Annotated in this window: 22 protein-coding genes; 15 read left to right on the top strand and 7 right to left on the bottom strand. The window is 65.4% G+C overall.

Annotated features, from left to right (window positions below; all coding sequences use genetic code 11):
* Nucleotides 1-283: 283 nt before the first annotated feature.
* The 3 genes from EPL00_RS13720 (at nucleotide 284) to EPL00_RS13710 (ending at nucleotide 2,922) form a co-directional block, all read left to right on the top strand.
* Entirely contained in the window at nucleotides 284-2,113 is a 1,830-nt protein-coding gene (locus tag EPL00_RS13720) for a DUF255 domain-containing protein (RefSeq protein WP_135853906.1), read from the top strand.
* Between the two features lie 177 nt (nucleotides 2,114-2,290).
* Nucleotides 2,291-2,710, top strand: coding sequence for a DUF2178 domain-containing protein (locus EPL00_RS13715; RefSeq protein WP_238398207.1), 420 nt, complete (start codon nucleotides 2,291-2,293; stop codon nucleotides 2,708-2,710).
* Nucleotides 2,707-2,922, top strand: coding sequence for a helix-turn-helix transcriptional regulator (locus EPL00_RS13710; protein ID WP_135853905.1), 216 nt, complete (start codon nucleotides 2,707-2,709; stop codon nucleotides 2,920-2,922). Before EPL00_RS13715 ends, EPL00_RS13710 begins: the two co-directional genes overlap by 4 nt.
* Before the next feature lie 57 nt (nucleotides 2,923-2,979).
* Here the strand turns inward: EPL00_RS13710 and EPL00_RS13705 are convergent, their stop codons facing one another.
* Both EPL00_RS13705 and EPL00_RS24065 read right to left on the bottom strand, forming a co-directional pair.
* Complete coding sequence (locus EPL00_RS13705) at nucleotides 2,980-4,407, bottom strand: right-handed parallel beta-helix repeat-containing protein (protein WP_135853904.1); 1,428 nt, start codon at nucleotides 4,405-4,407, stop codon at nucleotides 2,980-2,982.
* Nucleotides 4,408-4,600: 193 nt separating this feature from the next.
* Nucleotides 4,601-4,735 carry a hypothetical protein gene (locus EPL00_RS24065; protein ID WP_274380999.1) on the bottom strand — a complete coding sequence of 45 codons (135 nt, stop codon included), beginning with the start codon at nucleotides 4,733-4,735 and terminating at the stop codon, nucleotides 4,601-4,603.
* Nucleotides 4,736-5,043: 308 nt separating this feature from the next.
* Between EPL00_RS24065 and EPL00_RS13700 the strand changes: the two genes are divergently transcribed.
* The 5 genes from EPL00_RS13700 (at nucleotide 5,044) to EPL00_RS13680 (ending at nucleotide 13,316) form a co-directional block, all read left to right on the top strand.
* Nucleotides 5,044-8,265: a type 2 lanthipeptide synthetase LanM family protein gene (locus EPL00_RS13700; protein ID WP_135853903.1), complete on the top strand. Its 3,222-nt coding sequence runs from the start codon at nucleotides 5,044-5,046 to the stop codon at nucleotides 8,263-8,265.
* Nucleotides 8,266-8,379: 114 nt separating this feature from the next.
* Complete coding sequence (locus EPL00_RS13695) at nucleotides 8,380-9,411, top strand: ABC transporter ATP-binding protein (protein ID WP_238398206.1); 1,032 nt, start codon at nucleotides 8,380-8,382, stop codon at nucleotides 9,409-9,411.
* Nucleotides 9,404-10,177, top strand: a complete 774-nt coding sequence (locus EPL00_RS13690) for an ABC transporter permease (protein WP_135853902.1) — start codon at nucleotides 9,404-9,406, stop codon at nucleotides 10,175-10,177. Before EPL00_RS13695 ends, EPL00_RS13690 begins: the two co-directional genes overlap by 8 nt.
* 79 nt (nucleotides 10,178-10,256) lie before the next feature.
* The gene (locus EPL00_RS13685) at nucleotides 10,257-11,549 is read left to right on the top strand and encodes an erythromycin esterase family protein (RefSeq protein WP_162224222.1); all 1,293 of its coding nucleotides are present in this window, start codon (nucleotides 10,257-10,259) and stop codon (nucleotides 11,547-11,549) included.
* A gap of 111 nt (nucleotides 11,550-11,660) precedes the next feature.
* Entirely contained in the window at nucleotides 11,661-13,316 is a 1,656-nt protein-coding gene (locus EPL00_RS13680) for an Hvo_1808 family surface protein (RefSeq protein ID WP_135853900.1), read from the top strand.
* A gap of 50 nt (nucleotides 13,317-13,366) precedes the next feature.
* Here the strand turns inward: EPL00_RS13680 and EPL00_RS13675 are convergent, their stop codons facing one another.
* Complete coding sequence (locus EPL00_RS13675) at nucleotides 13,367-14,128, bottom strand: class I SAM-dependent methyltransferase (protein ID WP_135853899.1); 762 nt, start codon at nucleotides 14,126-14,128, stop codon at nucleotides 13,367-13,369.
* Nucleotides 14,129-14,314: 186 nt separating this feature from the next.
* Between EPL00_RS13675 and EPL00_RS13670 the strand changes: the two genes are divergently transcribed.
* The 6 genes from EPL00_RS13670 (at nucleotide 14,315) to EPL00_RS13645 (ending at nucleotide 21,772) form a co-directional block, all read left to right on the top strand.
* A complete protein-coding gene (locus tag EPL00_RS13670) occupies nucleotides 14,315-15,127 on the top strand; it encodes a TrmB family transcriptional regulator (protein ID WP_135853898.1) in 813 nt (270 codons plus the stop codon).
* 138 nt (nucleotides 15,128-15,265) lie between these two features.
* On the top strand, nucleotides 15,266-16,846 hold the full coding sequence (locus tag EPL00_RS13665; protein WP_135853897.1) for a TrkH family potassium uptake protein: 1,581 nt from the start codon (nucleotides 15,266-15,268) through the stop codon (nucleotides 16,844-16,846).
* 221 nt (nucleotides 16,847-17,067) lie between these two features.
* Nucleotides 17,068-17,703: a hypothetical protein gene (locus EPL00_RS13660; protein WP_135853896.1), complete on the top strand. Its 636-nt coding sequence runs from the start codon at nucleotides 17,068-17,070 to the stop codon at nucleotides 17,701-17,703.
* 115 nt (nucleotides 17,704-17,818) lie between these two features.
* On the top strand, nucleotides 17,819-18,613 hold the full coding sequence (locus EPL00_RS13655; RefSeq protein WP_135853895.1) for a hypothetical protein: 795 nt from the start codon (nucleotides 17,819-17,821) through the stop codon (nucleotides 18,611-18,613).
* Nucleotides 18,614-18,830: 217 nt separating this feature from the next.
* The gene (gene trkA, locus EPL00_RS13650; protein WP_135853894.1) at nucleotides 18,831-20,174 is read left to right on the top strand and encodes a Trk system potassium transporter TrkA; all 1,344 of its coding nucleotides are present in this window, start codon (nucleotides 18,831-18,833) and stop codon (nucleotides 20,172-20,174) included.
* Nucleotides 20,175-20,245: 71 nt separating this feature from the next.
* Nucleotides 20,246-21,772 (top strand): TrkH family potassium uptake protein, encoded by a 1,527-nt coding sequence (locus EPL00_RS13645; protein WP_135853893.1) that lies wholly within the window; start codon nucleotides 20,246-20,248, stop codon nucleotides 21,770-21,772.
* Nucleotides 21,773-21,802: 30 nt separating this feature from the next.
* Here EPL00_RS13645 and EPL00_RS13640 read toward each other — a convergent pair whose 3' ends face one another.
* On the bottom strand, nucleotides 21,803-22,468 hold the full coding sequence (locus EPL00_RS13640) for a helix-turn-helix domain-containing protein (RefSeq protein ID WP_135853892.1): 666 nt from the start codon (nucleotides 22,466-22,468) through the stop codon (nucleotides 21,803-21,805).
* 137 nt (nucleotides 22,469-22,605) lie between these two features.
* Nucleotides 22,606-23,256 (bottom strand): helix-turn-helix domain-containing protein, encoded by a 651-nt coding sequence (locus tag EPL00_RS13635; RefSeq protein ID WP_135853891.1) that lies wholly within the window; start codon nucleotides 23,254-23,256, stop codon nucleotides 22,606-22,608.
* Nucleotides 23,257-23,375: 119 nt separating this feature from the next.
* Between EPL00_RS13635 and EPL00_RS13630 the strand changes: the two genes are divergently transcribed.
* Complete coding sequence (locus EPL00_RS13630; protein WP_135853890.1) at nucleotides 23,376-23,606, top strand: Lrp/AsnC ligand binding domain-containing protein; 231 nt, start codon at nucleotides 23,376-23,378, stop codon at nucleotides 23,604-23,606.
* A gap of 143 nt (nucleotides 23,607-23,749) precedes the next feature.
* Here the strand turns inward: EPL00_RS13630 and EPL00_RS13625 are convergent, their stop codons facing one another.
* On the bottom strand, nucleotides 23,750-24,151 hold the full coding sequence (locus tag EPL00_RS13625; protein ID WP_135853889.1) for a hypothetical protein: 402 nt from the start codon (nucleotides 24,149-24,151) through the stop codon (nucleotides 23,750-23,752).
* A 46-nt stretch (nucleotides 24,152-24,197) separates the two neighbouring features.
* Nucleotides 24,198-24,641 carry a hypothetical protein gene (locus EPL00_RS13620; RefSeq protein WP_135853888.1) on the bottom strand — a complete coding sequence of 148 codons (444 nt, stop codon included), beginning with the start codon at nucleotides 24,639-24,641 and terminating at the stop codon, nucleotides 24,198-24,200.
* Nucleotides 24,642-24,660 lie beyond the last annotated feature (19 nt).

The following is a 24,660-nucleotide window of genomic DNA, read 5'->3' as shown; positions in this document are numbered from 1 at the left end:
CGCGCCAACCGCGCGAGGGACGAACGACCGAGTGAAACGAGGGAGTGAGGAGGTTGGGGAGGACGAGGTGCGGTGCTGTGCGGTGGCGGGAGACTCCCATGTTCAAGCCTGAAGCTAGCTTCTTTCGGAACTTCTTCCTGTCTCTCGACAGGTGAACTTGACCGACTCGCATCGCCCAAGAGACACCCCAAATCACGAACCGAACTCCGAACCAACCGCAAAGTCACCGCGAAACGCCGACATAGCAAGACCCATCCCGACCCGCTCCCAACTCCGACGTAGAATGAACGAAAGCGCCGAGGAGACCAAAGTCGAGTGGCGCGAGTGGGGCGCGGCCGCCTTCGAGGAGGCCCGCGACGAAGACAAGCCGGTCCTCGTCTCGCTGTCGGCGACGTGGTGTTCGTGGTGTCACGAGATGGACCGCGAGGCGTACAGCAACCCGATGGTCGCCGCGAACGTCAACGACTCGTTCGTGCCGGTTCGGGTGGACATCGACCGCCAGCCGCGGGTCCGCGAGCGGTACAACGTGGGCGGGTTCCCCTCGACGGTCTTCTGCACGCCCGACGGCGACCTGTTGACGGGCGCGACCTACCTCGGCATCGACGGGATGCGACAGGTCGTCCAGCGCGTCCGGGACCTCTGGAGCCACAAGGGCGAGGAGGCCGCGCGCATCCCGCGGAGCCTCCGGGAGGACCCGCCCGCGGGCGAACTATCCCCCGAAATCGAGCAGTTGGTCGCCGGGCAGTTGGGCGAGAAGTTCGACGAGCAGTGGGGCGGGTGGGGCGACAGCGAGAAGTTCCCGCTCCCCCGGACCGTCGAGTTCGCGCTGAAGCGCGAGCGCGAGCAGGCGCTCGGGACGCTACAAGCCGTGAGCCAGTACCTCGCCGACGACTACGACGGCGGCTTCTTCCGGTTCGCGGAGGGCCGCGACTGGTCGGAGGTCCACCACGAGAAACTGCTCTCGACCAACGCCGCGCTGGTCCGGGCGTTCGCCAACGCCTACCTCTACACCGGCGACGACGACTACCGCGCCCCGGCCGAGCGCGCCATCGAGTACCTGACGACGACGCTTTGGAACGGCGACATCGACGCCTTCGCGGGGAGTCAGGCCCCCGGCGACTCGCCGGACGTGCCGGAGAGCGGAGACGAGGGCGAGGCCGACGCGAACGAGGCCGACGCGAACGAGGCCGACGCGAACGAGGCCGACGCGGACGAGTCGCCGGAATCGGACGACACCGAACCCGACTACTACGACCTCGCGCCGAGCGACCGCGAGGCCGCCGACGCGCCCCCGGTGGACCCGACCGCCTTCGCCGACTGGAACGCGATGGCGGCCGACGCGCTCCTGACCTACTACGCTTACACCGACGACGAGCGCGCCCGAACCTACGCCGAGCGCGCGCTCGACTACGTGCTGACCGAACTGGTCGAGGAGGGCGCGGTCACGCACTTCGACGCCGCGGCGGCGGGCGACGCCGAGGAGAGCGAGACCGGACTCCTCGCGGACCAGAGCCACCTCCTGACCGCACTCACGACCGCCCGGCAGGTCACGGGCGACGAGCGATACCTCGACGCGGCGCGGGAGGTGGCCGACTACGCGCTGGCCGAGTTGCGCGAGACCGATGCAGGCGAGACCGACGCGGACGGCGACTCGTCGCCGTCCGGCGCGTTCGTGGACGGCCCCCGCGAGGGACCGGGCCTGCTGGACCGACCCCTGCGCCCGCTGGACCACAACGCCGAACTCGCCGACGCGCTGACCGACCTCGCGATTCTCACCGGCGAGAACCGCTATCGGGAGGCCGCCGAGGAGGCCATCGCGGCGTTCGCCGACGCGGCCGACCGCCTCGGTGTGCAGGTCGCGGCCTACGCCACCGCGGCGGCGCGACTCTGCCGGGACCCGCTCGTCGTCGAAGTCGCCGACGAGGCCGGGTCGGACCTCCACCGTGCCGCGATGCGGGTCGCCGACCACGAGAAGGTCGTGATTCCGGGCGCTGCTGCGGTACGCGATGAGGTCGGGGAGGGAAGCGCCGTGGTCGTCGTGGACGGCGAGCGTTCCGAGCCGGTGACGACGCCCGAGGAGCTAAGCGAGCGCGTGGCGGACCTGACCGAGTAGACGACCGGGCGGAATAGCAGTTCCTGACCCAATTTTCCCTGTATTTCACACGACAGAGGACTCGAAATCCCGGACTTTCGGCCAGCGATAGATTTAAGTACGAGTGTAAAGTCTACTTTACTGTAAAGCGTGCTTTACGACACGCGAGCTTTACACCACGCGAGCTTTACACCACCGATGACACAGACACGAACCTCCGACCGGAGTCCCCTCGCGAAGCAACGCAAGTACCGTCGCCTGATGTTCAGCATCCTCCTCGGGGGCGTAGCCATCGCCCTGCTCCTCCGGGAGGTACTCGGCTACCCGCTGGTCAGCGAAGCCGTCTACTGGGTCGCAGTCGTCGGGTTCTTCGCCGTCCTGTACGGCTCCTCGGTGACGCTGTTCGACGAACGGGACAAGGCGCTCGAAGAGCGCGCGAGCAGGTGGACGCTCACGCTACTCGCACCGATACTGGCGATTACCGCGTCGGTGGGCCGACTCCTCCCGCGGGTCAGCGACTACGCGCTCCCCGAAGCGGTCTGGCCCGTCCTCTACGGCTTCATCGGCGTCTACGTACTGTTCGCGGTCGTCTACGGCGTCCTTCGCGTTCGCTCATGAAGAACGAAATTCGAGCGCGCCGGGACGCCGAAGGCATCAGTCAGGCCGACCTCGCGGCGGCGGTCGGCGTGACGCGCCAGACGATAAACGCCATCGAACGCGAGCGGTACGACCCCTCCATCGAACTCGCCTTCAAGTTGGCCGACCACTTCGACTGCCGCATCGAGGACTTGTTCGACCCGGAACTCAACGGGGTCGGCGAGGGCGGGTGACGTTCGACGTGCCAGCAGAGAGAACAATCGGTGTTCGTTGTCGGAGTTCCGGGGCACTTAGGTGTACCGTCGAGTCAGCACGGTCAGCGTAATCAGGACGGCCGCAAGTGCGCCGACTACGACGAACGAGAGTAGTCCGATGCCGCCGTCGCTGGACACGGCATCGGCGTCGGCGTCCGAACCTATCGTCGGCGGGTCCGGGACGCGAGCGGACGACGAGAGCGAGGCGCTACAGTCCACGCTCCCGACGCAGTCGCCCTCGCTCGGCCCGTCCGCTGCGCCCCACCAGTTGCGAGTCGCGTCTCCTCGGGTAGCCGAACCGGTCGCGTCGATGGCGTGTTCGGCGTTGTCGTCGATGTTCGACCGCCGGACCGTCCACGCCCCCGTTGAGTTGGGAGCGTAGATGCCGGTTCCCTCGCCGGTCAAGTCGAACTTGGGAACCGACGTGTTCTGGATGCTGGAGCGACTGATAGTCCAGTTGCCCGTCGAGGAGTTCGCGTTGACTCCGACGTTGGAATCGCGGATAGTCGTGTTTCGAATCCCCCAGTCGCCGCTGGTTCCGGCGGCGTGGACGCTCGTTACCACGTTGTACAGGAAGTGAGTGTGGCGAATCGTCCAGTCTCCTGTGCCGCTCCCCGCGTAGACGCCGTATCCGGTATTGTTACGAATAATGCTGTCGGCGACTGTCCAGTCCCCGGAACCGTCGATTATCTGGATACCGTTCCGGTTGTTGCTGATGACCGTGTTTCGGACCATCCACGCACCCTGCGCCTCGTCGGCGTCGATGGCGTCGTCCCCGCTCCGGCGAATAGTCGAGTTCCGAATCGTCCACGCACCGGTGGTGTCCGCGCCATCCACGTCGATGCCGTCGTCCTCGTTTTTCGCGATACTCGTCCCGCGTATCGTCCACGCGCCGGTGGTGTTCTCGGCCTCTAGCCCCTCGTCGGCGTTTTCCCGAATCGTGGAGTTGCGGATGGACCACTCGCCGCTCGCACGGTTGGCGATGACGCCGTCGTTCCGATTGTTCCGGATAGTGACGTTGCGGAGCGTCCACCCGCCAGCAGTATCGTTGGCCGAGACGGCGTCGTAGTAGTTGGTGATGGTCAGTCCGTCGATTACCGGTTCGGCTCCGCTCCCCGAAGAAATCGTGAGCGCCGTCGCCTCACCCGGCAGGACCTCCCCGTTTAGCGTCGCGCCGTCGGGAGCCACCACCGTAATCGACGAGTCTATCACGAGTCGTTCGTCGTACGTTCCCGGTCGGACCTCGACCGTCGCGCCGGGTGACGCCGCGTCGATTGCTGCTTGAATCGACTCGTAACTGCCGCTCCCGTTCTCGGCAACCACCAGCGTGGATGTCGTGGGCGGTTCGGCGGTCCCCGACGAGTTGGGTCGGTCGCCCGCCACACCTCCCGCTCCCGCGACGAGACCGAGGAGGACGCTGGCGGCAAGTACCGTCACGGCGACCCTATCTGCTCTGCTTACCATACTTAAACCAAGCCGAGCGTAGAGGTACAAAAGCCTATCGAATCCGATACATCGAGTCAGAAGGCGATAGCGCGTCGCAAGCACGTCAGAATCGCTCGGGGTTCCATCGCTATATCCGACCTCCGACCCCTACTGTCGCAGTCCGCTGGTCGAGGCCGGAGGCCCGCAGTTCATCGTCTTCGCGGTCGGGGAACTATTCGAGGTTGGTGTAGTGACCGCCACAGAAGGCGACGGTCATCTGGCCAGCCTGTTCGGTTCCCGCTTCGACGGGTCGCTCGTCCTGTTCGTATGCCGCTTCGATCTGATCTTTTAGGCTATCTGACGACATGCAACTTAGGTAAAATACCGAGCATTACTTACATTTTTCTATAATTATATTTATGATTATACTGATGTAATCACACATGTTTGTTCGATGGACGACTAGAGATAGTAGCGCAAAGTAAGACGGGACCGACAGCACCGCAGATGAGAACCCCACGCTGAAATTCGTAGCCGACCGATTTCGGACACGATTGCCGACGCCGACGTGGTAGTAGCCGACGGCCCGTTCGTCGCGGCGCGGCGTCACCCCGAATTGTATCACAACGAAACTGTTTTACAGTATGCCTTTTTCGAGATACACTAAGATTCGTTATGGTATTTTCTACGGAAGAAAAGAAGTCGATTGCCGGGGACGCGCGGACGCTTCAGGAGCGACTCGGATGCGACCCCGACGCGACCGACCGCGACGAAGATATCACAGCGTCGTTGGACGAGCAACTCGATGAGTGGCGCGAGCGCGTCGCCAACGGCGACCGCGAGGCGTTCGGTGACCGCCTCGAACGTGACGGACTGGACGAGCAAGAGTGTCGTCGCCGGATGGCCGTCGCCGGGTGGCCGGACGACGAACCGCTTCCGGGCTGGGTCGAGGAACTCGACGAGTTGGTCGCGTTCGTCGTCGAGAACCCGTCGCCGGAGGTCGAGATAGCGGCCGACCGTGAGCTACCCTTTCGGGACTTGGTGGAGCCGGTCGTGGGCTACGCCCGGACACGAGTAGACCTCGACTCGGCCGGTCCGCTCTCGTCGTCGGCGGTAGCCGACCTGTTCGGGTGGCTGGCGACTCGGGTAACGGGACTCTGGTCGCGGGCACTGTTCATCGACTTCAAGACCCACGTGGCGAACGAGAACCCGGATTTAGTGCTCGGCGACGAGATGCCCGAGCCGGGCGCGACCCGATACTACGACGAGTTCGTCGAGGAGATGGCGACCGCGGAGCGTCTGCGGTCGTTCTTCTCGGAGTACTCGTTTCTCGGTCGGTTGCTGGTGACGGTCCTCCGGCAGTGGCGCGCCAGAGTCGAGGAGTTCACCGCTCGCGTGGCCAGCGACTCGTCGCAACTCGGTCGGACCTTCGCCGACGGGGAGGACGTGGGAGCGGTGACCGGTATCGAGGTCCTCGGCGACCACCACAACGGCGGACGGGCGGTCTTCCGGGTCGCCTTCGAGTCGGGGACGACCGTCGGGTACAAACCCCGGAACGCGGGCATCGTCGTCGGCTTCTACGAGTTGGTCGAGTGGATAAACGAACGGGGCGACCTGCCACCTCTGCAGACGCTCGAAGTACTCTATCGAGAGGAGTACGCGTGGATGGAGTGGGTCCGTCCGGCGGCGTGTACCGACCCCGAGGGTCCCGCCGAGTACTACCGCCGGGCGGGGATGTTGATGTGTCTGTTCTACGCGTTCGCGGCGACCGACATGCACTTGGAGAACATCGTCGCGGTAGGGTCCCAGCCCGTGGCTATCGACTTGGAGACGGTCACGGAACCCGTCGCGAAGCCGGAGATGCGCCGTATCAACGAGGCCGTTCAGGTCGTCGCGGACACCGTGGTTCGGACCGGCGTCGTTCCCCGACACGTTCCGGACGGCGATGTCGGCGACATGGCTGGCTTCTCGACGAATCAGGCCAGTATCGACGCCGAGACCCAGCAGTTCACGAACGTCAACACCGACCGGATGGACTTGGAGAACGTGCCGACCCCCGACCGCGAGGGGGAGAACCTGCCGGTGTACGACGGTTCCGTGGTCGGGCCGCGGACCCACGTTGACGACATCGTTCGGGGGTTCGAGGAGATGTACCGGTTCGTCCTCGACAACAAGGCCGCGATGCTGGCGGAGGGCGGTCCGATAGACCGGCTTACCGACAGAGAGGCACGGGTACGAGTCGTGTACCGACCGACGGTCGCCTACGGCCGGATACGCACGGCGATGCGGTCGGCCGACCACCTCCGAAACGGACTGAACTTCGGGACCCGAGTGGAGGTGCTGGCGAAACTCGTGGTCGCCCACGACGTAGACCCGGCGGTGTGGTCGCTCTACGAGGCCGAGCGAGACGCGCTTCGGGAGTACGGTACTCCTCGGTTTACCGCCGAACTTCGGAGTACCGACCTCCTCGACGGTGACGACCACGTTCTCGACGACTTCTTCGTTCAGCCACCGGTGGAGCAGATACGCGACCGAATCGAGGCGTTCGACGGGACCGACCTCGACGAACAGTGCGACTACCTCCGGTGGGGGTACCGAGACCACGTGGAGACCCACGGGTCGGGGAAGACGACGCGAATCGACCACGGGCGAGACGGTCGAGCGGAACGAGACGGTCGGGAGGACTTCGAAACGCTCGTCGAGGAGACCGCCGAGGGTATCTTCGACCGAATCGAGGCGACCGCACGACGTGACGACGGCGACCCGGTCTGGGTCCTCCGGCGGGTCGGGGCCGACGGCGGAATCGACGTTGCTCCGATAGACGACGCGCTATACGACGGACGAGTCGGAATCGGCATCTTCCTCGCCGGTCTCGCCCGAGTCTTCGACGACGAGCGGTACGAGCGTCTGGCGAGGGAGACGGTGGCCCCGATTCTCGACGCCCTCGATAGCGACACCTTCGAGAACGACTCGACATCCGCCCGTTACCCGCCGCGTCCGGTCGGTGGGGTCGTGGGTCTCGGCTCGATTGCCTACGGGCTTACGAAGGTCGGACAACTGCTCGACGACTCGCAGTATTTCCGCGGGGCGAAGCAGGTCGCTGGCGTCTTGGGCGACGAGCGAATCGCCGCCGACCAGCAGTACGACGTTCTACAGGGAAGCGCCGGAGCCGTACTCGGACTCGTCTCGCTGTACGAAGCGACCGGAGACGACGAGGTCTTGGACCGAGCGAGGCGTGCTGGCGACCACCTGTTGGAGAGTGCGACCCACCGCGACGGGGTGCCGACGTGGGCACCGGCGTCGGTCGGACGCCCCGTCTGTGGGTTCTCTCACGGAACCGCTGGCATCGCGTACGCGTTGACTCGACTCGAATCGGCGACCGGCGACTCGCGGTTCGGAACCGTCGCCGCCGAAAGCCTCGCGTTCGAGCGCCGTCGCTTCGACGAGGAGACCACGAACTGGCCGGACCTCCGACCGACGAGCGAGACGGACTCGATGGACGCTTGGTGTCACGGCCGGACCGGAATCGGTCTCGCCAGACTGGGAACCGACGCAGTGGACACGACCGACGCACGTCTCGCGGACGCCCGGCGTGCGCTCCGGGGCATCGACCCGACGACGGCGTTCGCCGCCGACCACGTCTGTTGTGGCAACTTCGGCCGGGTCGAACTCCTCCTGCGGGCCGCCCGGTCCTTGGACGAACCGACGCTTCGCCGCGACGCCGAGCGACTCGCGGGGGCCTGCGTCCGGCGGGCCGACGATGCTGGCGGGTTCTCGACGCAGTGGGGTACCGAACACTGGTACGACCCCGGATTCTTCGGCGGTGAGGCGGGAATCGGTTACTCCCTTCTCAGGACGGTGGACCCGTCGCTTCCCTGCGTCCTGCTGTTGGAGTGACTCGGGTCGGGGCCAGCGGCGGGCGACCCTCGCCCTCAGCGAACGATGCCAGATGAAAACGTTCGCATCATGTTAACAATTTATTACTGGGTGGGTGAAAGTACCCGTTGAACGATGGATAGCGTTATGGAAACGCAACGTCGATCGAACTCCGAGTCTTCGGCCGAGACCGCCGAGCGCGAGGAGGTGGCCGCCGAAGGCCCCGCGTTCGCGGTAGATGACCTCACGATGACCTTCGGCGGCGGCGACGTGACGGCCGTCGACGGCGTCTCGTTCGAGATCGAACCCGGCTCCGTCGTCGGAGTACTCGGGCCGAACGGAGCAGGAAAGACGACGACTCTCAAGACGATGCTAGGGACGCTGGTTCCCGACTCCGGAACCGTCACGCTCGGCGGCCGGGAAGTCCACGAGAACCTCGCGTGGACCCACGAGAGGGTCGGTGCGATGTTCGAGGGGTCTCGGGACGCCTACTGGCGGCTGACCGTCCGGGAGAACTTGGAGTTTTTCGCCCGGCTGAACGGCGTTCGGGCCTCCGACCGCCGCGACCGCCACGACGCCCTCCTCCAGCGACTCGACCTCGCGGAGAAGGCCAACGTGCCGGTTCGGAAACTCTCTCGCGGGCAGAAACAGAAGGTGGCAATCGCCAGTACGCTCTCTCGGGCCGCGGAGGTCGCGCTGCTCGACGAGCCGACGCTCGGGCTGGATGTCGAGACATCGCTCAAACTCCAAGACGAAATCCGGTCGCTCGTCGCGGATCAGGATTTGACGGTCGTTCTCACCAGCCACGACATGGATGTCATCCAGAACATCTGCGACAGGGTAATCGTTCTCTCAGAGGGACGGGTTATCGCCGACGACTCCGTCGCCGACCTGCTCGACTTCTTCAGGACCACCGCCTATCGGATCAGACTGGACGCGCCCGTCCCCTCCTCGACCGTCGAGACCCTCCGGTCCCGGTTCGACGTTACCGACCACGACCAGTACGGCGAGGTCCACGAGTTCGAGATAACGTACGACGAGGACGTTCACTCGCTGTCGGACGAACTCCGCGAGATAGACTGTACCGTCCGGACCTTCGAGACGATTCGTCCCGACCTCGGCGACGTGTTCCTCGAAATGACGACCGACGACACGACCGATGTATAAGTACCCTATCCTTTTGTACGGCTTCGCGAGTCGAACCCTCATCGAACTCCGTCGCTACCCCTTGAACTTCTTGGGAACGCTGGCGACGTACCTGATGGTGTTCGGCTTAGTGTTCGTCGGCGGACGAACGATTGCACCGGAGGGGTTCGAGAGCAACGTCGACGCCATCATCGTCGGGTACTTTCTCCTGACGACCGTACTCGCCACCTTCTACACCCTCTCGGGGCTGATAAACACCGAAGCCAAGTACGGCACGCTCCAGCAGTTGTACGTCGCTCCGTTCCCCTTCCCGGTCGTCATGCTGGCATCCGTCTTGGCGAATCTGGTCGTCAGCATCGTGATTAGCGTCGTCACCCTCGGATTCATCCTCGTGATGACTGGCGAGAGCCTCACTATCGACTTGGTCACGATAGTGCCGGTCCTCGGGCTGACTATCCTCCACGCCATCGGCGTCGGTTTCCTTCTGGGGGGCGTGGCGCTCGTCTACAAGCGGATTCGAGGGATGTTCTCCATGCTACAGTTCGCGTTCATCGGAATCATCTCGATGGCGCTGACCGACGAGTTCTGGCCCCGACTCCTCCCGGTCGGACAGGGCGCGGCGATGCTCCACGAAGCGATGGCCAACGGACGGGGTCTCCTCGAGTTTTCCCTACTGGACCACGCCATCTTGGCGTCAACCACGGTCGTCTACGTACTCATCGGCTACCTCTCGTTCCACCTCGCACAGCACCACGCACGGAGGAGGGGTCTCTTAGACGACTACTGACCATGACAACTCGTTGCTCCAATCACCGCCACTACACCCGGCGTCACCGTCGCGCCGACGGCTCGCGAGGGCCGAGACGGTGACGGACATCGCCGACCTCGCCGGGCGGCTCGGCGAGTGTGTGGTTCCCTTAGAGCGCCCGGACGCCGATACCCTCGACGACCTGCGGTCGATCGGGGAGACCCTCGCAACGAGACGCGTCGTCGCCCTCGGTGAGGCGACCCACGGGACGAAGGAGTTCTTCGATTTGAAACGCCGACTCGTCCAGTTTTTGGTGACCGAACGAGACCTTCGGGCGCTCGGACTGGAGGCGAACTTCGGGGCGGCCCGTCGGGTCGACCGCTACGTCGTCGACGGTGAGGGGAGTCCGGAGGCGGCCGTCGAGGCGCTGTCCTACTGGACCTGTGCGACCGAGGAGATGTGCGAACTCGTCGAATGGCTCCGCGAGTACAACGAGGAACGTCCCCGGTCCGAGCGCGTGCGGGTGTACGGTTTCGACCTGCGGTCGACGCGGGGACCGGCACGGGCTCTGCGGTCGTTCCTCGAACGGGTCGACCCCGACTATCTCGACGAGGTCCGGCCTCACTTCGCGGAGTTGGACGCCGACTGGCTCGGACAGGGCCGCGAGAGTACGCCCGACCAAGTACTCGCCGCCAAGACTCTCGGGGAGAAGTTGTCGGAGCGATTCGAGCGCCGCGAGGAGGCCTACCGGTCGGCGGTCGGCGACCGAGAGTGGCGGCTGGCTCGACGACGCCGGAGACTCATCGAACAAGCCCACGAGTTCGCGACGGCGGCACTCCTCGACGACCATCCGTCACCCGACGCCGTGCGAGACGCCGCCATGGCCGAGAACGTTCGCTGGATTCTCGACCACGCGCCCGGCGAGCGTCTCGCACTCTGGGCACACAACGGCCACGTCACGACGGGAACTGGGATGTTCGGACACGGGGACGAAGGCGGGACGGCAACGTCGCCGACGACCATGGGCGACCACCTGCGCCGGGAGTACGGAGACGAGTACTACGCGCTCGGATTCGAGTTCGGGCGGGGGTCATTCGTGGCCGTCTCGGACCCAACGTCGGACGACGACCCGGTGATTCGTCCGCACTCGATGGAGACGGGTCCAGACGGCTCGCTCCCGGCAGTTCTGGACGCGACCGACGAGCGCGTCTGTTTTCTCGACCTGTCGTCTCCTCCGGAAGACCCGACCGTCAGTGCGTGGGTCGACCGCGAGTCGTGCCTGCACAACGTCGGCGCGGTCTACCACAGCGACTCCGAGAAGAATTACGCGTCGGTCGCTCCTCGGCGAGCCTTCGACGGACTAATATTCGTCGCCGAGACGACTCCTTCGAATCCCGTTGGCGGGGGGTGACGCCGCCAGCGCCGAAGACGGCCGGACCTATCGGCCGACTCGCCCGCCGGAACACCGCGGTTTCGGGACATAAAATGTTTTATATAACAATGGTAGATACTCGAACAGATAATGCGTCGAATCTTTCCGCTCCTCGCCTTCGTCGTTCTGACGGTCGGCCTCGCCGTCGCCCCCGGCGTCGCGGCGACCCAAGCGTCGGGTCCGTCACCGAAGGTCGATGCGACGGAGGCGGTCGGCGGCGCGCCCCGTATCGACGACGCGGACGCCTGCAATCCCGCGTCAGACGGGTCGAGACGCCCCGACCCCGAGAGCGACGAACTCGGCTGGGAGAACGGGTGCTGGTACGACGAACCCATCGCCGTGGACGGTACCGACGGGCTGAACGCGACCGAATTGGAGGCCGTCGTGGCCCGGTCCATGGCTCGGGTCGAAACCGTCCGCGGTCTGGAGTTCGAAGGAGAGCCGAGCATCGAGTTCCTCTCGCCGCAGGCGTTCGAGCAGCGCATCGACGAGCGGTTCGTCGCGACAGAGGCGGAGACCCTCCGCAAGAACGCGAAGTGGGAGGCGCTGCTGATGGTCGGGGAAGACACCGACGCCGTCGAAGTGCTTCAGTCGAACGCGGGCGGGTCACGAGGGTACTACAGCCCGACCGACGAGGAGATGGTGTTCGTCGTCGAGGACCCCGAAAGTCCGAGGCTGAACGAACCACTGCTGGCTCACGAACTCGTCCACGTGCTTCAGAACCAGCAGTTCGACGCCCCCGACCGGTTCGAGCTAGCGACCTTCGAGTTGCGCAGGACCACGGAGTCTCAGAACGCGATAAACAGCCTCATAGAAGGCGACAGCGAGTACGTCCAGATGCAGTACGCCGACCGGTGTGAGTCGAAGTGGGACTGCGTGACCGCTCCCGAACGGGACGACGGGTCGGCCGACCCTCACGTTGGGATGGCGCTCCTGAACAGCTATCCGTACTACGACGGTCCCAACTTCGTCCACGCGGTCGAGGAGACGGGCGGCTGGAACGCCGTCAACCAACTCTACGACCAGCCGCCGACGAGTACGAAACAGGTGATGAACCCCGAGGCGTATCCCGCAGAAAAGCCGACGACCGTCGATTTCACCGACACGAGCGACGAAAACTGGCGAATACCCGAGGTCGAAACCGGCCAGCCGAAGTACGCCTCGGTCGGGATGCCGGGAATCACGACGATGTTCGTCTACACGGTCTTCGACACGAACCGCCAGCACCCCGCGGTACTTCCGGTTCGCACCTTCTACAACTCCGCTGGCGACGGTCTCGACCGCCTCGACCCGTACCGGTACGGCGACAACCCCTACGCCTCGGGGTGGGAGGACGACAGGCTCTACCCGTACGCGACCGAGACCGGTGAGACGGGGTACGTCTGGAAGCTGTCGTTCGAGACGGCGAACGACAGCGAGGAGTTCGTTAGCGGCTACAGGGAGCTTCTCACCTACTACAATGCCTCCGCGGTCGAGGACCGGACGAACACCTACCGGATTCCGGAACGGGATTCGTTCGGCGACGCCTACTACGTCAACCGGACCGGGCGCACCGTCGTTCTCGTGAACGCCCCCGGCGTCGCGGAACTCTCGGAGATACGCGCCGGTGCGGCCCCGAAGTCCGGAGGCTCAAATAGTCTTCGACCGCCCGAGGGCACGACAGGGGTGCTAATCGCCGCCGGTCTGCTGGTCGCCGCCGCGTTGGCCGTGGTCGGTGGCCGGGCGCTCCTCGGCGACGACGAGTGACCGACGAGTCCGACCGGCCACCCCGACGGTCGGTCGTCCCCGCCAGTGCGCTACGCCTCGACTACCCACACCATCTCTTGGTCGGACGACGACAGCGGGTCGCGCTCGAACCCGCCGTACACCTGCCAGTCGCTAAACCCGGCGAGTTCGAACAGTAACTCGCACTGTCGCTTCGAGATGAGCGACATCATCGTCTCGCGCTCCCCCACCAGTTCCCCGTCGCAGTAGACTTCGCGTTCGATGCGAGCCAACTGCTCTATCTCGTCTTCCAAGTGTGCCGTCCGCTCGATGCGGTAGTGGCCGCTGTCCGCCTCGATGTGCTGTTCGAGGGTTCGACCGTCGTTCTCGGCGATGGTCTCGAACTGCGGGACGCCCATGTTGGTGGCGAACCGACCGTCCGGCGCGAGCGCGTCGTGGACCCGTTCGAGAGCCGTCCGCTGGTCTGCCATCGACGGGAAGAAGTTGAGTATCTCCTCGGGTGCGTACACGAGGTCGTACTCCCGTTCGGGGGCGAACGTGAGCAAATCGTCGACCCACACCGACGGGTCGAGGTCGCAGGACGCGGCGTACTCACGAAGTTGGTCTATCATCGCCGACGAAACGTCGATGCCGTCGATGTCGATTCCGTCGGCCAGCAGTTCGAGGTAGATACGTCCGGTCCCGACGCCGACTTCTAACGTCGGTCCGTCGATTTCCCGAGCCAACGCCCGGTAGAAGCGGACATCCTCGGCTATTTCCTCCTCGCCGGTCACTATCGTGGGCGGATCGTACGCCGGCGCGATTGGGTCGTAAAAATCTCCCGTACCGTTCATAAAGCGACGTGATATTCCATAATATTAACACCTTCGGTCGTGAGTCTCTCCCGAGGAGGACCCGCCACGCGAGTAGGTAACCGCTTCCCGAATCGGGAGGAGAGACTCCGACTATCGCGAGAGATTCCACCCTTTCAACTGAAAACGGTCCGAGAGTTTATTAGGGCAGAGCGTCTGAACCCCTACATGGCGAGTCTACGAGACCTCGGACTCTCGGAGTACGAGGCGCGGGCGTACCGGGCACTGTTGGACGCGGGACCGACCACCGCGAAGGAGCTATCGCGCGCGAGCGAGGTACCGATGGGTCGCATCTACGACGTACTGAGCAGTCTGGAGACCCACAACCTCGCGCGCTCTCAGAGCGCGAGTCGTCCCAAGAAGTACGTCGCGGTCGAACCCGAGACCGCGCTCAATCGCTTGCTGGACGACAAACTCGAAGAACTCGAAGAGCAGGCCAACCAGTACGAGGAGATAGTCGAGGAGCTAACCGAGGAACTCGACGCGGGCGAGCCGGTCGAGGAGGGCTTCTGGACCGCGGCGGTCGGTCCCGAGGAGTCCACCGACCTGCTGGTCGAACGCCTCGACGCGGCCGACGACCAAATCGTGATGGTCGCGGGCGACTCGTCGGCGCAGTTCGACATCGGCGACGTGGGCGAACTCGTCTCCCAGCACCTCGAATCGGCGCTCGACCGCGGCGTCGAGATTTCGCTGTTGATGACGCCCAGTCTGGTGGAGACCCTGCCCCCGAGCGTCGGCCAGCGGTACACCGAGACGCTCTCGGACCATCCGAAGTTCGCGGTCCGGACCGCCGAGGAGTTGCAGGGCACGTTCAACCTCATCGACGACGTGGAAGTCTGCATCGAGGTCGCGAATCCCCTGAATCCGGGCGAGGCGTTCGCGATGATAGACATGAAAGACCCCGAGTTCGCGGCGGGCGTCCGCGAGACGTTCGCGCCCCGCTGGGAGGCCGCCGAACCGCTCTCGTTCGACGGGTCGTGACGACTCGCGGGTCGATTTCTCGCGGCGCGACTGTTCGGCGAACGGTCTCCTCGGGGCGTGTCAGCGGGTCTCGCCGCGACGAGTACCGCGTTCGGAAGCCAAACTTCTTATTACCGAGCCAACGGAGGTTTCGCGTAGATGAGTCGCGACCTTCTAGAGACAGTAGGTGGTACCCGGACATCGAATTTGGACGATGTTGTCGGGTACCTGTCTAGTCTGGCGCTCCTCGGACGGGTACTGAAGTATCTCGCGGTGACGCCCCTCTTGCCGACCGCCGTCGCGCTCTACTACGGCGAGAGTCCGGTTCCCTTTCTGGTAACGTCCGCCGTGATGGTCGGACTGGGGGCGGCCCTCGAAGGGTTGCACTCGGAACCGGACCTCGGCCACCGAGAGGCGTTTCTGTTCGTGAGTCTCACGTGGTTCGTCGTCCCGCTCGTCGGAACGCTCCCGTACCTCATCGCGGGGCAGGGAACGGTCGCCCACCCGGTGAACGCGCTGTTCGAGAGCATGAGCGGGTTCACGACCACGGGTTCGACCGTCCTCGGGGAGATATCGTTCGAGCGCCACTCGCGGTCGATACTCATGTGGCGGCAGTTGACCCAGTGGCTCGGCGGGATGGGGATACTGGTGCTGATGGTGGCGATTCTCCCGGAGCTGTCGGTCGGCGGTGCCCAAATCATCAGAGAGGAGTCCCCCGGCCTGTCCATCGACAAGCTCACGCCGCGGATTCAGGACACGGCCCGCGCGCTGTGGGGCATCTACGCGTGGTTCACGCTTGCCGCAGTGGGCGTGTACTACGGGCTCTACCTCGCCGGAGTGGCACCGAACATGGACCTGTACAACGCCGTCGCTCACGGGCTGACCACGCTCCCGACCGGGGGATTCTCCCCCGAGGCGAGGAGCGCCGAAGCGTTCTCGCCAGCCGTCCAGTGGGCGATTACGTTCTTCATGGTCGTCGCCGGGACGAACTTCGCACTGTTCTGGTACGTCTCGGAGGGGGAGCCGCGGCGACTGACTCACAACGCGGAGTTCCGAACGTATCTCGCCGTGATGGGCGCTATCACCGCGCTGTTCACGGTGTTGCTGTTCACCGGTGCCGGACTCGCGGAGGTGCCGACCGCAATCGCGCCGCTCGCGGGCGACTTCGAGAACGCGCTCCGGCAGGCGGCGTTCCAGACCGCGGCCATCGTCACGACCACCGGGTACGCCAGCATGGACTTCAACACGTGGGGCGAATCGACCCAGCTCGCGCTCCTGTTCGCGATGTTCCTCGGCGGGTCGGCCGGGTCGGCGGCCGGGTCGGTCAAGATAATCCGCTGGTACCTGATTCGGAAGGCGATGTCCCGCGAGGTCTTCACGTCGGTTCACCCCGAAGCGGTCCGTCCCATCAGGGTGGCCGACGACGTGGCCGACGACGACTTGGTGAGCAGCGTCTTGGTGTTCGTGATGATATTCATCTCCATCTTCGCGGCCTCGGCAGTGCTGTTGTACCTCGACAGTCTCCGAATCGGGCTCGACATCTCGGCTATCGAGGCGGTGAGCGCGTCCATCGCGACGCTGGGCAACGTCGGACCGGGCGTGGGCATCGTCGGCCCGATGAACAGCTTCCTCAAGTTCTCGTCGGCCGCGAAACTCTACATGGTGTTTCTGATGTGGATCGGCCGGTTGGAGATTCTCTCGGTCCTCGTCGTCCTCTCGCCCGCGTACTGGCGGCGCTGATTCGACGACGTTGACTCTGCGGCGCTCGTCCCGACCGCCCCGCTCCGAGAAATCGGGCGTGTCGCGCGGTCCACCCGGACTTGATTTCAGAAACACCGCGTTTCTCGCGCGAATCGCGGTGAATCCCCGTTAACTCGTCCGCAAGGCGACCGAATCCGACTTGACGAGCGACCGGGTTGATACGGGTCGCGCTCCAGAGAATTGACTGGGGTGTGCGAGCAATGACCAAGCAATCCGAGGAGCAAAACCGACGGACGAGTTCGACCGGCGGTCTCGACCGCCGGACGCTGTTGAAGGGGACGGCGGCCGCGGGTCTCGCGGGCGGCGGGGTCGCCGGGACCGCGGGCGCGACCGGCTGGCGCGAGATTACCTTCTGTGCGGCGGGCGAGAAGACCTTCTCCTACGAGGTCAGCGTCAGCGGCCGGGTGAAGCGCGGCGGGACCTACGAGAGCGACGACGGGGACGAAATCGTGGACGAGAACACCGCGCGCGGCGCGGTCAGCGACGAGCGTTGCGACAGCTGGCTGTTCACCGGCGACCCGACCGACCTGCGACTCGACGGGCCGGGGAAGGTGTTCGTGGACGGGGACCTGTTCGAGGAGACGACGAACGACGACCGGGACCTCCCCAACACCATCACGATTCGAGCGAGGGGCGAGACGGTCCGCTACAAGTTCCGCGTGAGCGGCCACGTCGAGAAGGGCGACTTCGCGGACGACGGCGACGACATCGACGGCAACACGGTCCGAGGAGCGGCCGGTGGCGAGGCGCGCGACGACTTCCGGTACTCCGGGTCGCTCGCGTTCGACCGGTCGGACGGGCCGCTCGAAGTGACGCTCCGACTGGACGGGGAGTAACCGTGACTCCCCGTCGCTCCTCGGCGTCGCACTCGTCGGTATCGCGCTCGTCGGCGTCGAGACGCGGGGAGAATCGGGAAGTAGACATAAACGGATGGGAGTCGTGTCAATCGTCATGAACCGGGAGCGACGGGCGGTCCTCCGCTGGACGGCCGCCGCGACGGTGGGTGCGGTCGGAGGCGGGGCGGTCGTCGGGAGCGGGGCGGCGAAGCGCGGCGACGCAGACGTTCGGGACGCGAACGGCGCGAACTCCGTGGCGCGACCGTCGAGAGCGGCGGCGGCGCTTCAACAGGTCGATACGGAGCTACGGCCGGGGGTCACGCTGTTCGACCTGAACGGCGACGGGTCGTACACCGCGACCGTCGAGAGCGGGTCCGAGGTACGGGACGGGTCCCATCAGAATCCGATTCACGTCACGTCGAACGGGAACTCGACGGTCGATTACGCGGCGTCGATAGCCGCGCCGAGCGGCGAGCCGACCCTCGGGAGCGTCGGCGACCTCCGCTACGACTACTACGAGGGCGCGAACAACGTCAACCCGGACGACGGCGGCGGCCTCGCCCCCGACGAGACGTTTCTGGTGGTCGAGAACGACGACGGGCGACACGGGATGTACCTGACCAGCGACGACGGGAGCGACCCGCCGAGCGAGTCGTGGCGGACCTTCGACGTGGGCGCTCGGCTCACCGGCGGCGACTGGTTCGAGTACACCGACCTCGAATCGGGCTACGACGGCCGGAGTTTCCGGGACGTGGTCGGGCGCTTCGGGGAGGGCGCACTCCTCGTGCTGGTCGGCGTCGGCCACGGCGACGCGGTGAACCCGGCGACGCTGGACCTGTACTACGACAACCTCGTCGTGGACGGTCAGTCGCTTCGGCTTCCGACCTCGGTGGTCGAGCGAGTCGCGTAGGGCGGCCCGCCCGCGGACCGCACCGGGACGACCGACGGCTCTTCCGTATCTATATCTCCCTAAAAGAATCACATATCGTTGTGAAACGTTTTTCTAGATTTCTCGGTGGTCACGCGACCGGCCGCGACTCGGCCGTGACCCGACCGCGCTCGTCACTGAATGGAAATAGTGATACGGTGGGCCTCGCAAAAACCGGCAAGAATGAGGGAGGCTACTGATGCACGTTATCATCATCGGAGCGGGTGAGGTCGGCTCGTCCATCGCGGCGAGTCTAGCGGACGCCCACGAAGTCGTCGTGGTGGACGTGGACGGCGAACGAGTGGACGCCCTGACTTACTCCCACGACGTTCTGGCCATCGAGGGCGACGGCACCTCGCTCGACACGCTCGAAGAGGCGGGCGTCGAGCGGACCGACATGATAATCGCGAGTACGGACCGCGACGAGACGAATCTGGTCGCCTGCGGGACGGCCAAGACCGTAGACGACCCGTTCACCATCGCGCGGGTCAAGAACGTAGACTACCTCGAAACGTGGCAACACGCCGAGGACCGGCGGGCTTTCGGCGTGGATTTCATGGTCTGTACGAACCTGCTGACCGCCCAAGACATCGTCCGGGTCATCGGACTCCCGGCGGCCCGCGACGTGGACCCGTTCGCTGGCGGGCGCGTCCAGATGGCGGAGTTCGAGGTCGGTCCCGACAGTCCGGTCGCCGACCAGACCGTCCGGGAGGCCGACCGCTTCGACTCGCTGACGTTCGCCGCGCTCCTGCGTAACGGCGACGTGGAGATACCCCGAGGAGAGACGCTCATCCGTGCAGACGACCGGGTGGTCGTCATCGGGAGTCCCGAGAGCGTCCAAGGATTCGCCCGCGAAATCGCACCGAGCGAGACGCCCTCCGGAAACGAGGACTTGGTCATCATCGGCGGGAGCGAAATCGGCTACCACACCGCCAGACTGCTCGAGGAGCGCGGACTCCACCCGCGGCTCATCGAGCAGGACCCCGACCGCGCCCGGCAACTCGCCGAGGAGTTGCCCGACACGGTCGTCATGGAGAACGACCCGACCGACGCCGAGTTCCTCGCGCGCGAACACGTGGACGAGGCCGACGCCGTGGTCGCGGCCCTCGACAGCGACGAGCAGAATCTGTTGGTCTCGGTGCTGGCCAAGCAGTTGGGCGCGCGCCGGACCGTCGCGGTGGTCGAGAGTGGCGACTACGTCGATGTCTTCGAGACGGTCGGCGTGGACGTGGGCGTCAACCCCCGCGAAGTGACCGCCGAGGAGATTACGCGGTTCACGCGGGAACTCCACACCGAGAACGTCGCGCTCATCGAGAACGACAAGGCGGAAGTCCTCGAAGTCGAGGTGGACGCCGAGTCGATTCTCGTCGGCCGACCCATCAGCGAGGCGGTCGCCGACCTGCCCGAGGGGTTCGTCGTCGGTGCCATCACGCGCGACGAGCAGTTCGTCGTCCCGCGAGGCGACACCGTCATCGAACCCGGCGACCACGTCGTCGCGTTCGTCGGCCGAGAGGCGCTCGAAGCGGTATCGGAGAAATTATGACGGGGAGACGACGACCGAGATAGCCATGACGGGAGCGAGAACGTAGCCATGTCACGACGGGTGAGTCGGCGATGAACGTCCGGGTAGACTGGCGAGCGAGTACGAGCCTCGTCGGCACCGTCGTCAAGTGGCTGGCGGTGGCGATGGCGTTCCCGCTCGCGCTGGCCGTCTTCTACGGTGAGGGCGTGACGACGTTCGCCGCGTCGATGGCGCTGGCGGTCGGCGTCGGGTGGAGCCTCGAACAGTTAGACGACGACCCCGACCTCGGGGCGCGCGAGGGCTTCCTGATGGTCGCGCTGACGTGGCTCGCGGTGTCGATTATCGGGGCCTCACCGTACGTCATCGCGGGACAAGGAACGGTCGCCCACCCGGTCAACGCTCTCTTCGAGTCGATGAGCGGCTTCACGACCACGGGAGCGACTGTGATGCGCAACATCGGCTTCGAGGACCACTCGCGGGCGCTGATGATGTGGCGACAACAGACCCAGTGGCTCGGCGGCATGGGCATCGTCGTGCTGGCGGTGGCCATCCTGCCCGAGTTGTCGGTCGGTGGCGCGCAACTGATGGACGCCGAGGCTCCGGGTCCCGGCATCACGAAGCTCACGCCGCGCATCGCCGAGACCGCGCGGGCGCTCTGGCGGGCGTATCTGGGCATCACGGCGCTTGAGATGAGCCTCCTGTTCGGCCTCCACCTCCTCGGGTTCGCGCCGAACATGACCCTCTATCAGTCGGTCGCCCACGGGTTCACGACGATGGCGACCGGCGGGTTCTCGCCCGCCGCGAGGAGCATCGAGTTCTTCTCGGCGGCGGTCCAGTGGCTGATAATCCCGTTCATGGTCGCGGCCGGGACCAACTTCGCGCTGTTCTGGCACGCGCTCAACGGCGAGGCCGAGATGTTCGCCGAGGACAACGAGTTCCGGTTCTACGTCGGCGTGCTGGCGGTGTTCTCGGCGGTCGTGGCGGTCCTGCTGTTCGCGGACGGACTCGCCGAGCAGGCCGTCGTCGGTCCCGTCGCCGGAGAGGTGGAGCGGTCGGCCCGCCACGCGATGTTTCAGGTCGTCTCGCTCGTGACGACGACGGGGTACGCCAGCATGGACTTCAACACGTGGGGCCAACCCGCCCAGTACGTCCTGTTCGTCGCGCTGTTCGTCGGCGGGTCGGCGGGTTCGACCGGCGGCGCGGTCAAAATCGTGCGCTGGCTGGTCATCCTCAAGTCCATCAAGCGCGAGTTGTTCACCACGGTCCACCCCGAGGCGGTCCGGCCGGTCCGACTCGGCGGCCGGTCGTTGGACGAGCGCGCGGTCCGCGGTATCTACGCGTTCACCCTGCTGTACCTGCTTATCTTCTTCGTCGCGGGGGCGGTCGTCTACTTCGACGCGGCCCGCACCGGGATGGACTTGGTGGCCCTCGACGCGATGAGCGCGGTCGCAGCCACCCTCGGCAACGTCGGGCCGGGCTTCGGTATCGTCGGCCCGATGAACAACTACATCCCGTTCCCGGCGACCTCGAAGCTGTTCATGGTGTTCCTGATGTGGATCGGCCGTCTGGAAATCCTACCCGTGCTGGTCTTGCTGACGCCAGCGTACTGGCGGTCGTAAAATAGAAGTCCGTCCGAGCGTCGCGTCCGCTTACTGTCTCTCGTCGTCGTTCTCACCGAGGAGGTCCGCGACCAGTAGCTCGTGGCCCCGGCGCAGACGCTCGGAGACCGCCTGCCGGGAGATACCGAGTCGGTCGCCGACGCCCCGGAGGTCCACCGTCCGCGGGATGTTGTAGTACCCCATGTCGAACGCCGCGTCGAGCGCCTGCTCCTGCTTTTCGGTCAGGCCGGTATCCGCCGCCGGGGCGTCGTTCGAGCCGTACAGTCGCGTGACGGTCGCGTCGAACTCGCGGGTGAACTCGTCGTCGAACACCTCGGCCACGTCGTCGCTGTCGGCGAACCGCAACTGCATCTGCCAGACGCCGCCCTCGGCGGTCGCGCGGAGTATCACCCCGCCCCGGTCGAAGACGGTCTCGGCGAACCGGCAGATGGGACCCTCGAACCGGAGTTCGAGGAGTTCGGCGTCGCCGTCCGCTCCGAGGCGGTGGACCTCGGCGACGGTCGGGTCGGCGTCGAGGAGGTCGGCGGGCGAGTCCTCCTCGACGCCGGAGACCCACGCCGAGGTGGCGGCCCGGTCGTCGGGGCCGCCGACCGTCTGCTCCAACCGGACCGTGGCGTCGGGCGCGCGCTCGAACGTCCTGCCGAGCGCGAGCGCCGACGCCGGGACCGCTATCTCGAACGCGGTAACTACCCCCATAATCCCGAACCGCTGTCCCGCCGTGTCGTGCGACTCCTCGTCGTCCCTACGCGTCGTGCCTGTGACAGCGCTGTCATCGTCTCGTTGATTGACAGAACGTCAAGGTAAGACCACGGCTTTAATATTAATGCCACGTATCAGTCGGGGCGTTTTCGGCCGTCGATGAGGAGCGTGTTGCGGACCAACGCGTCGTGTGCGCGCCGGAGTCGCTGGGAGACGGAGTTCGCCGAGATGTCGAGTCGGTCGGCGATGTCCTCGACGGTCGCCGAGCGCGGAACCGCGAAGTAGCCCAGTTGGGACGCGACCACCAGCACCTCGCGCTGTCGGGTCGTCAGGCCGAACTCGTCGCTTCTGGGTTCGCTGGTCCGGTACTTCCGGTGGAGTTCGAAGTCCGACCCGAAGTGGTCGCGGAACGACGAGAGGTGTCGCGCCTCGGCGAACCGGAGTCTGAGGAACCACTCGTCGTCGGCCATCGCCTCTTGGATTGCGGCGTGCTGGTCCGTCATCGCGTCCACGAGCGACTCGACCGTCTCGGCCCACCGAACGGCGAGGAGCGACCCGTCGTCGAATCGGTCGAGCGTCCTCGCGTCGGCGACCGTCTCGTCGTCGGCCAGCGCCTCCTCGAAGGCGTCTACGTCGCCGCCCGTCGCCCAGACGAACGGCATCACCCACTCCCTGCTGTGAGTCGCGAGTCGCTCGACTTCGACTCGCATCTCGGGCACGGCGTCGAGCGCACTGTCGAGTGCGAAGTCGTCCGTCGGCACCGAGAACTCCGCGACGAGGCTCATGTGACCGGTTGGACCTCCGCACGGAAACCTCGTGTGGCAGATATTATCGGACACGGCGGGCGGGTTCGTCGCTCGACTCGGGGACAACGCTTTGAGGGCAGTCGTCGTATCGGGTGGTCATGGTCCGTGCGTACGTAGCTATCATCACGGGGACGGGAGCATCGGAAGACGTGACCGCGGCCCTCCGCGAGTTGTCGGGCGTCACGGAGGCCCACGTCGTCGCCGGAGACTTCGACGTAATCGCCGAAATCGAGGGCGAGACGGTCCGCGACCTCCAGAGAGTCGTTACCGCTGGCGTCCACGAAATCGAAGACGTGGGGACGACGCGGACGTACATCCAGATGGATTGAAATCGAACGCACATCCAGACGGATTACACTCGAAGCTCCATCCGGATAGAAATTCCATCCCGATGAGCTGAGTACCATCCCGCGCGAGTCCCGACGGCGGGCATTTGGGCGACCCTCGACCGACGGTGACGATTACCGGCTCCTCAGGCGTCCAGCGCGATGAACGACACGTCGTTGTTTCGCATGTACTCCCGGAAGTCGGCCACGACCGTCGGCAGGACGGGGAGGATGCCCCGCTCGAAGGCGGCGATGACCACCTCGTCGTCCACGAACCCCGTGAACAGAATCTTCGTGTCGGCGACCTTGATTATCTGGTTGACGTTCTCGGCACCCATCAACTCCTCGTAGCTCTCGCTGGCCACGAGTTCGAGGAGTTCGGACTCGACCTCGCGCTGGCGGCGGTCGGTCCAATCGAGGTCCTCGCGGAGATGCAGGACATCGACCTCACCGGGGTCGCCGTCGTCGGGGTCCGCGCGGACGAAGTATCGGAGTTTTTCGTCTGCGTGGTCCACCGTAATCGAACACATGTCATCGGCGACGGTCATTGGTTTACGAAAATTTGCCACGTAGAATAAAAGTACTGGAGAACTCTCAGACCGCAGCGACCCAGACCCGGTACTCGTCGGGTCGGTCGTACACCTCGCGGAAGATTCGCTCGACGCACTGGGCGACTCGGTTGGAGTCCGCCAGCGCGGACACCCGAACGTTGACGCCCTCGGCCTCCTCGGGGCGCGTCAGGTCGTCTATCTTGAACGCCGGGAACTCGCCGAGGAGCGATTTGAGGTCGTCCAACTCCGCGTCGGTGCAGTCCAAGTTGAGCGTGCCGTCGCCGAACTGCACCCACGGCGGAGCCTCGTCGGGGTCCTCGTCGCTCTCGGCGTCCGACTCGGGGGTCTCGCCGTCGTCGCTGGCGTCGCTCGCGCCGACGTGAGCCTCGAACGTGACGAAGGGACTCGCGCGCTCGCGGTGGGCGACGACGCCCTCCGCGAACAGTTTCTGGCGCTCCTCGGGCGTCGCGGCGTCGAATCGGGTCATACCGGGGGTACGCGGTCGG

Origin of the sequence: Halorussus salinus, assembly GCF_004765815.2 — an archaeon.
Classification (GTDB): Archaea; Halobacteriota; Halobacteria; order Halobacteriales; family Haladaptataceae; genus Halorussus; species Halorussus salinus.
Note: the sequence above shows the minus strand (reverse complement) of the source record. Positions and strands in the feature narration are given on the sequence as shown.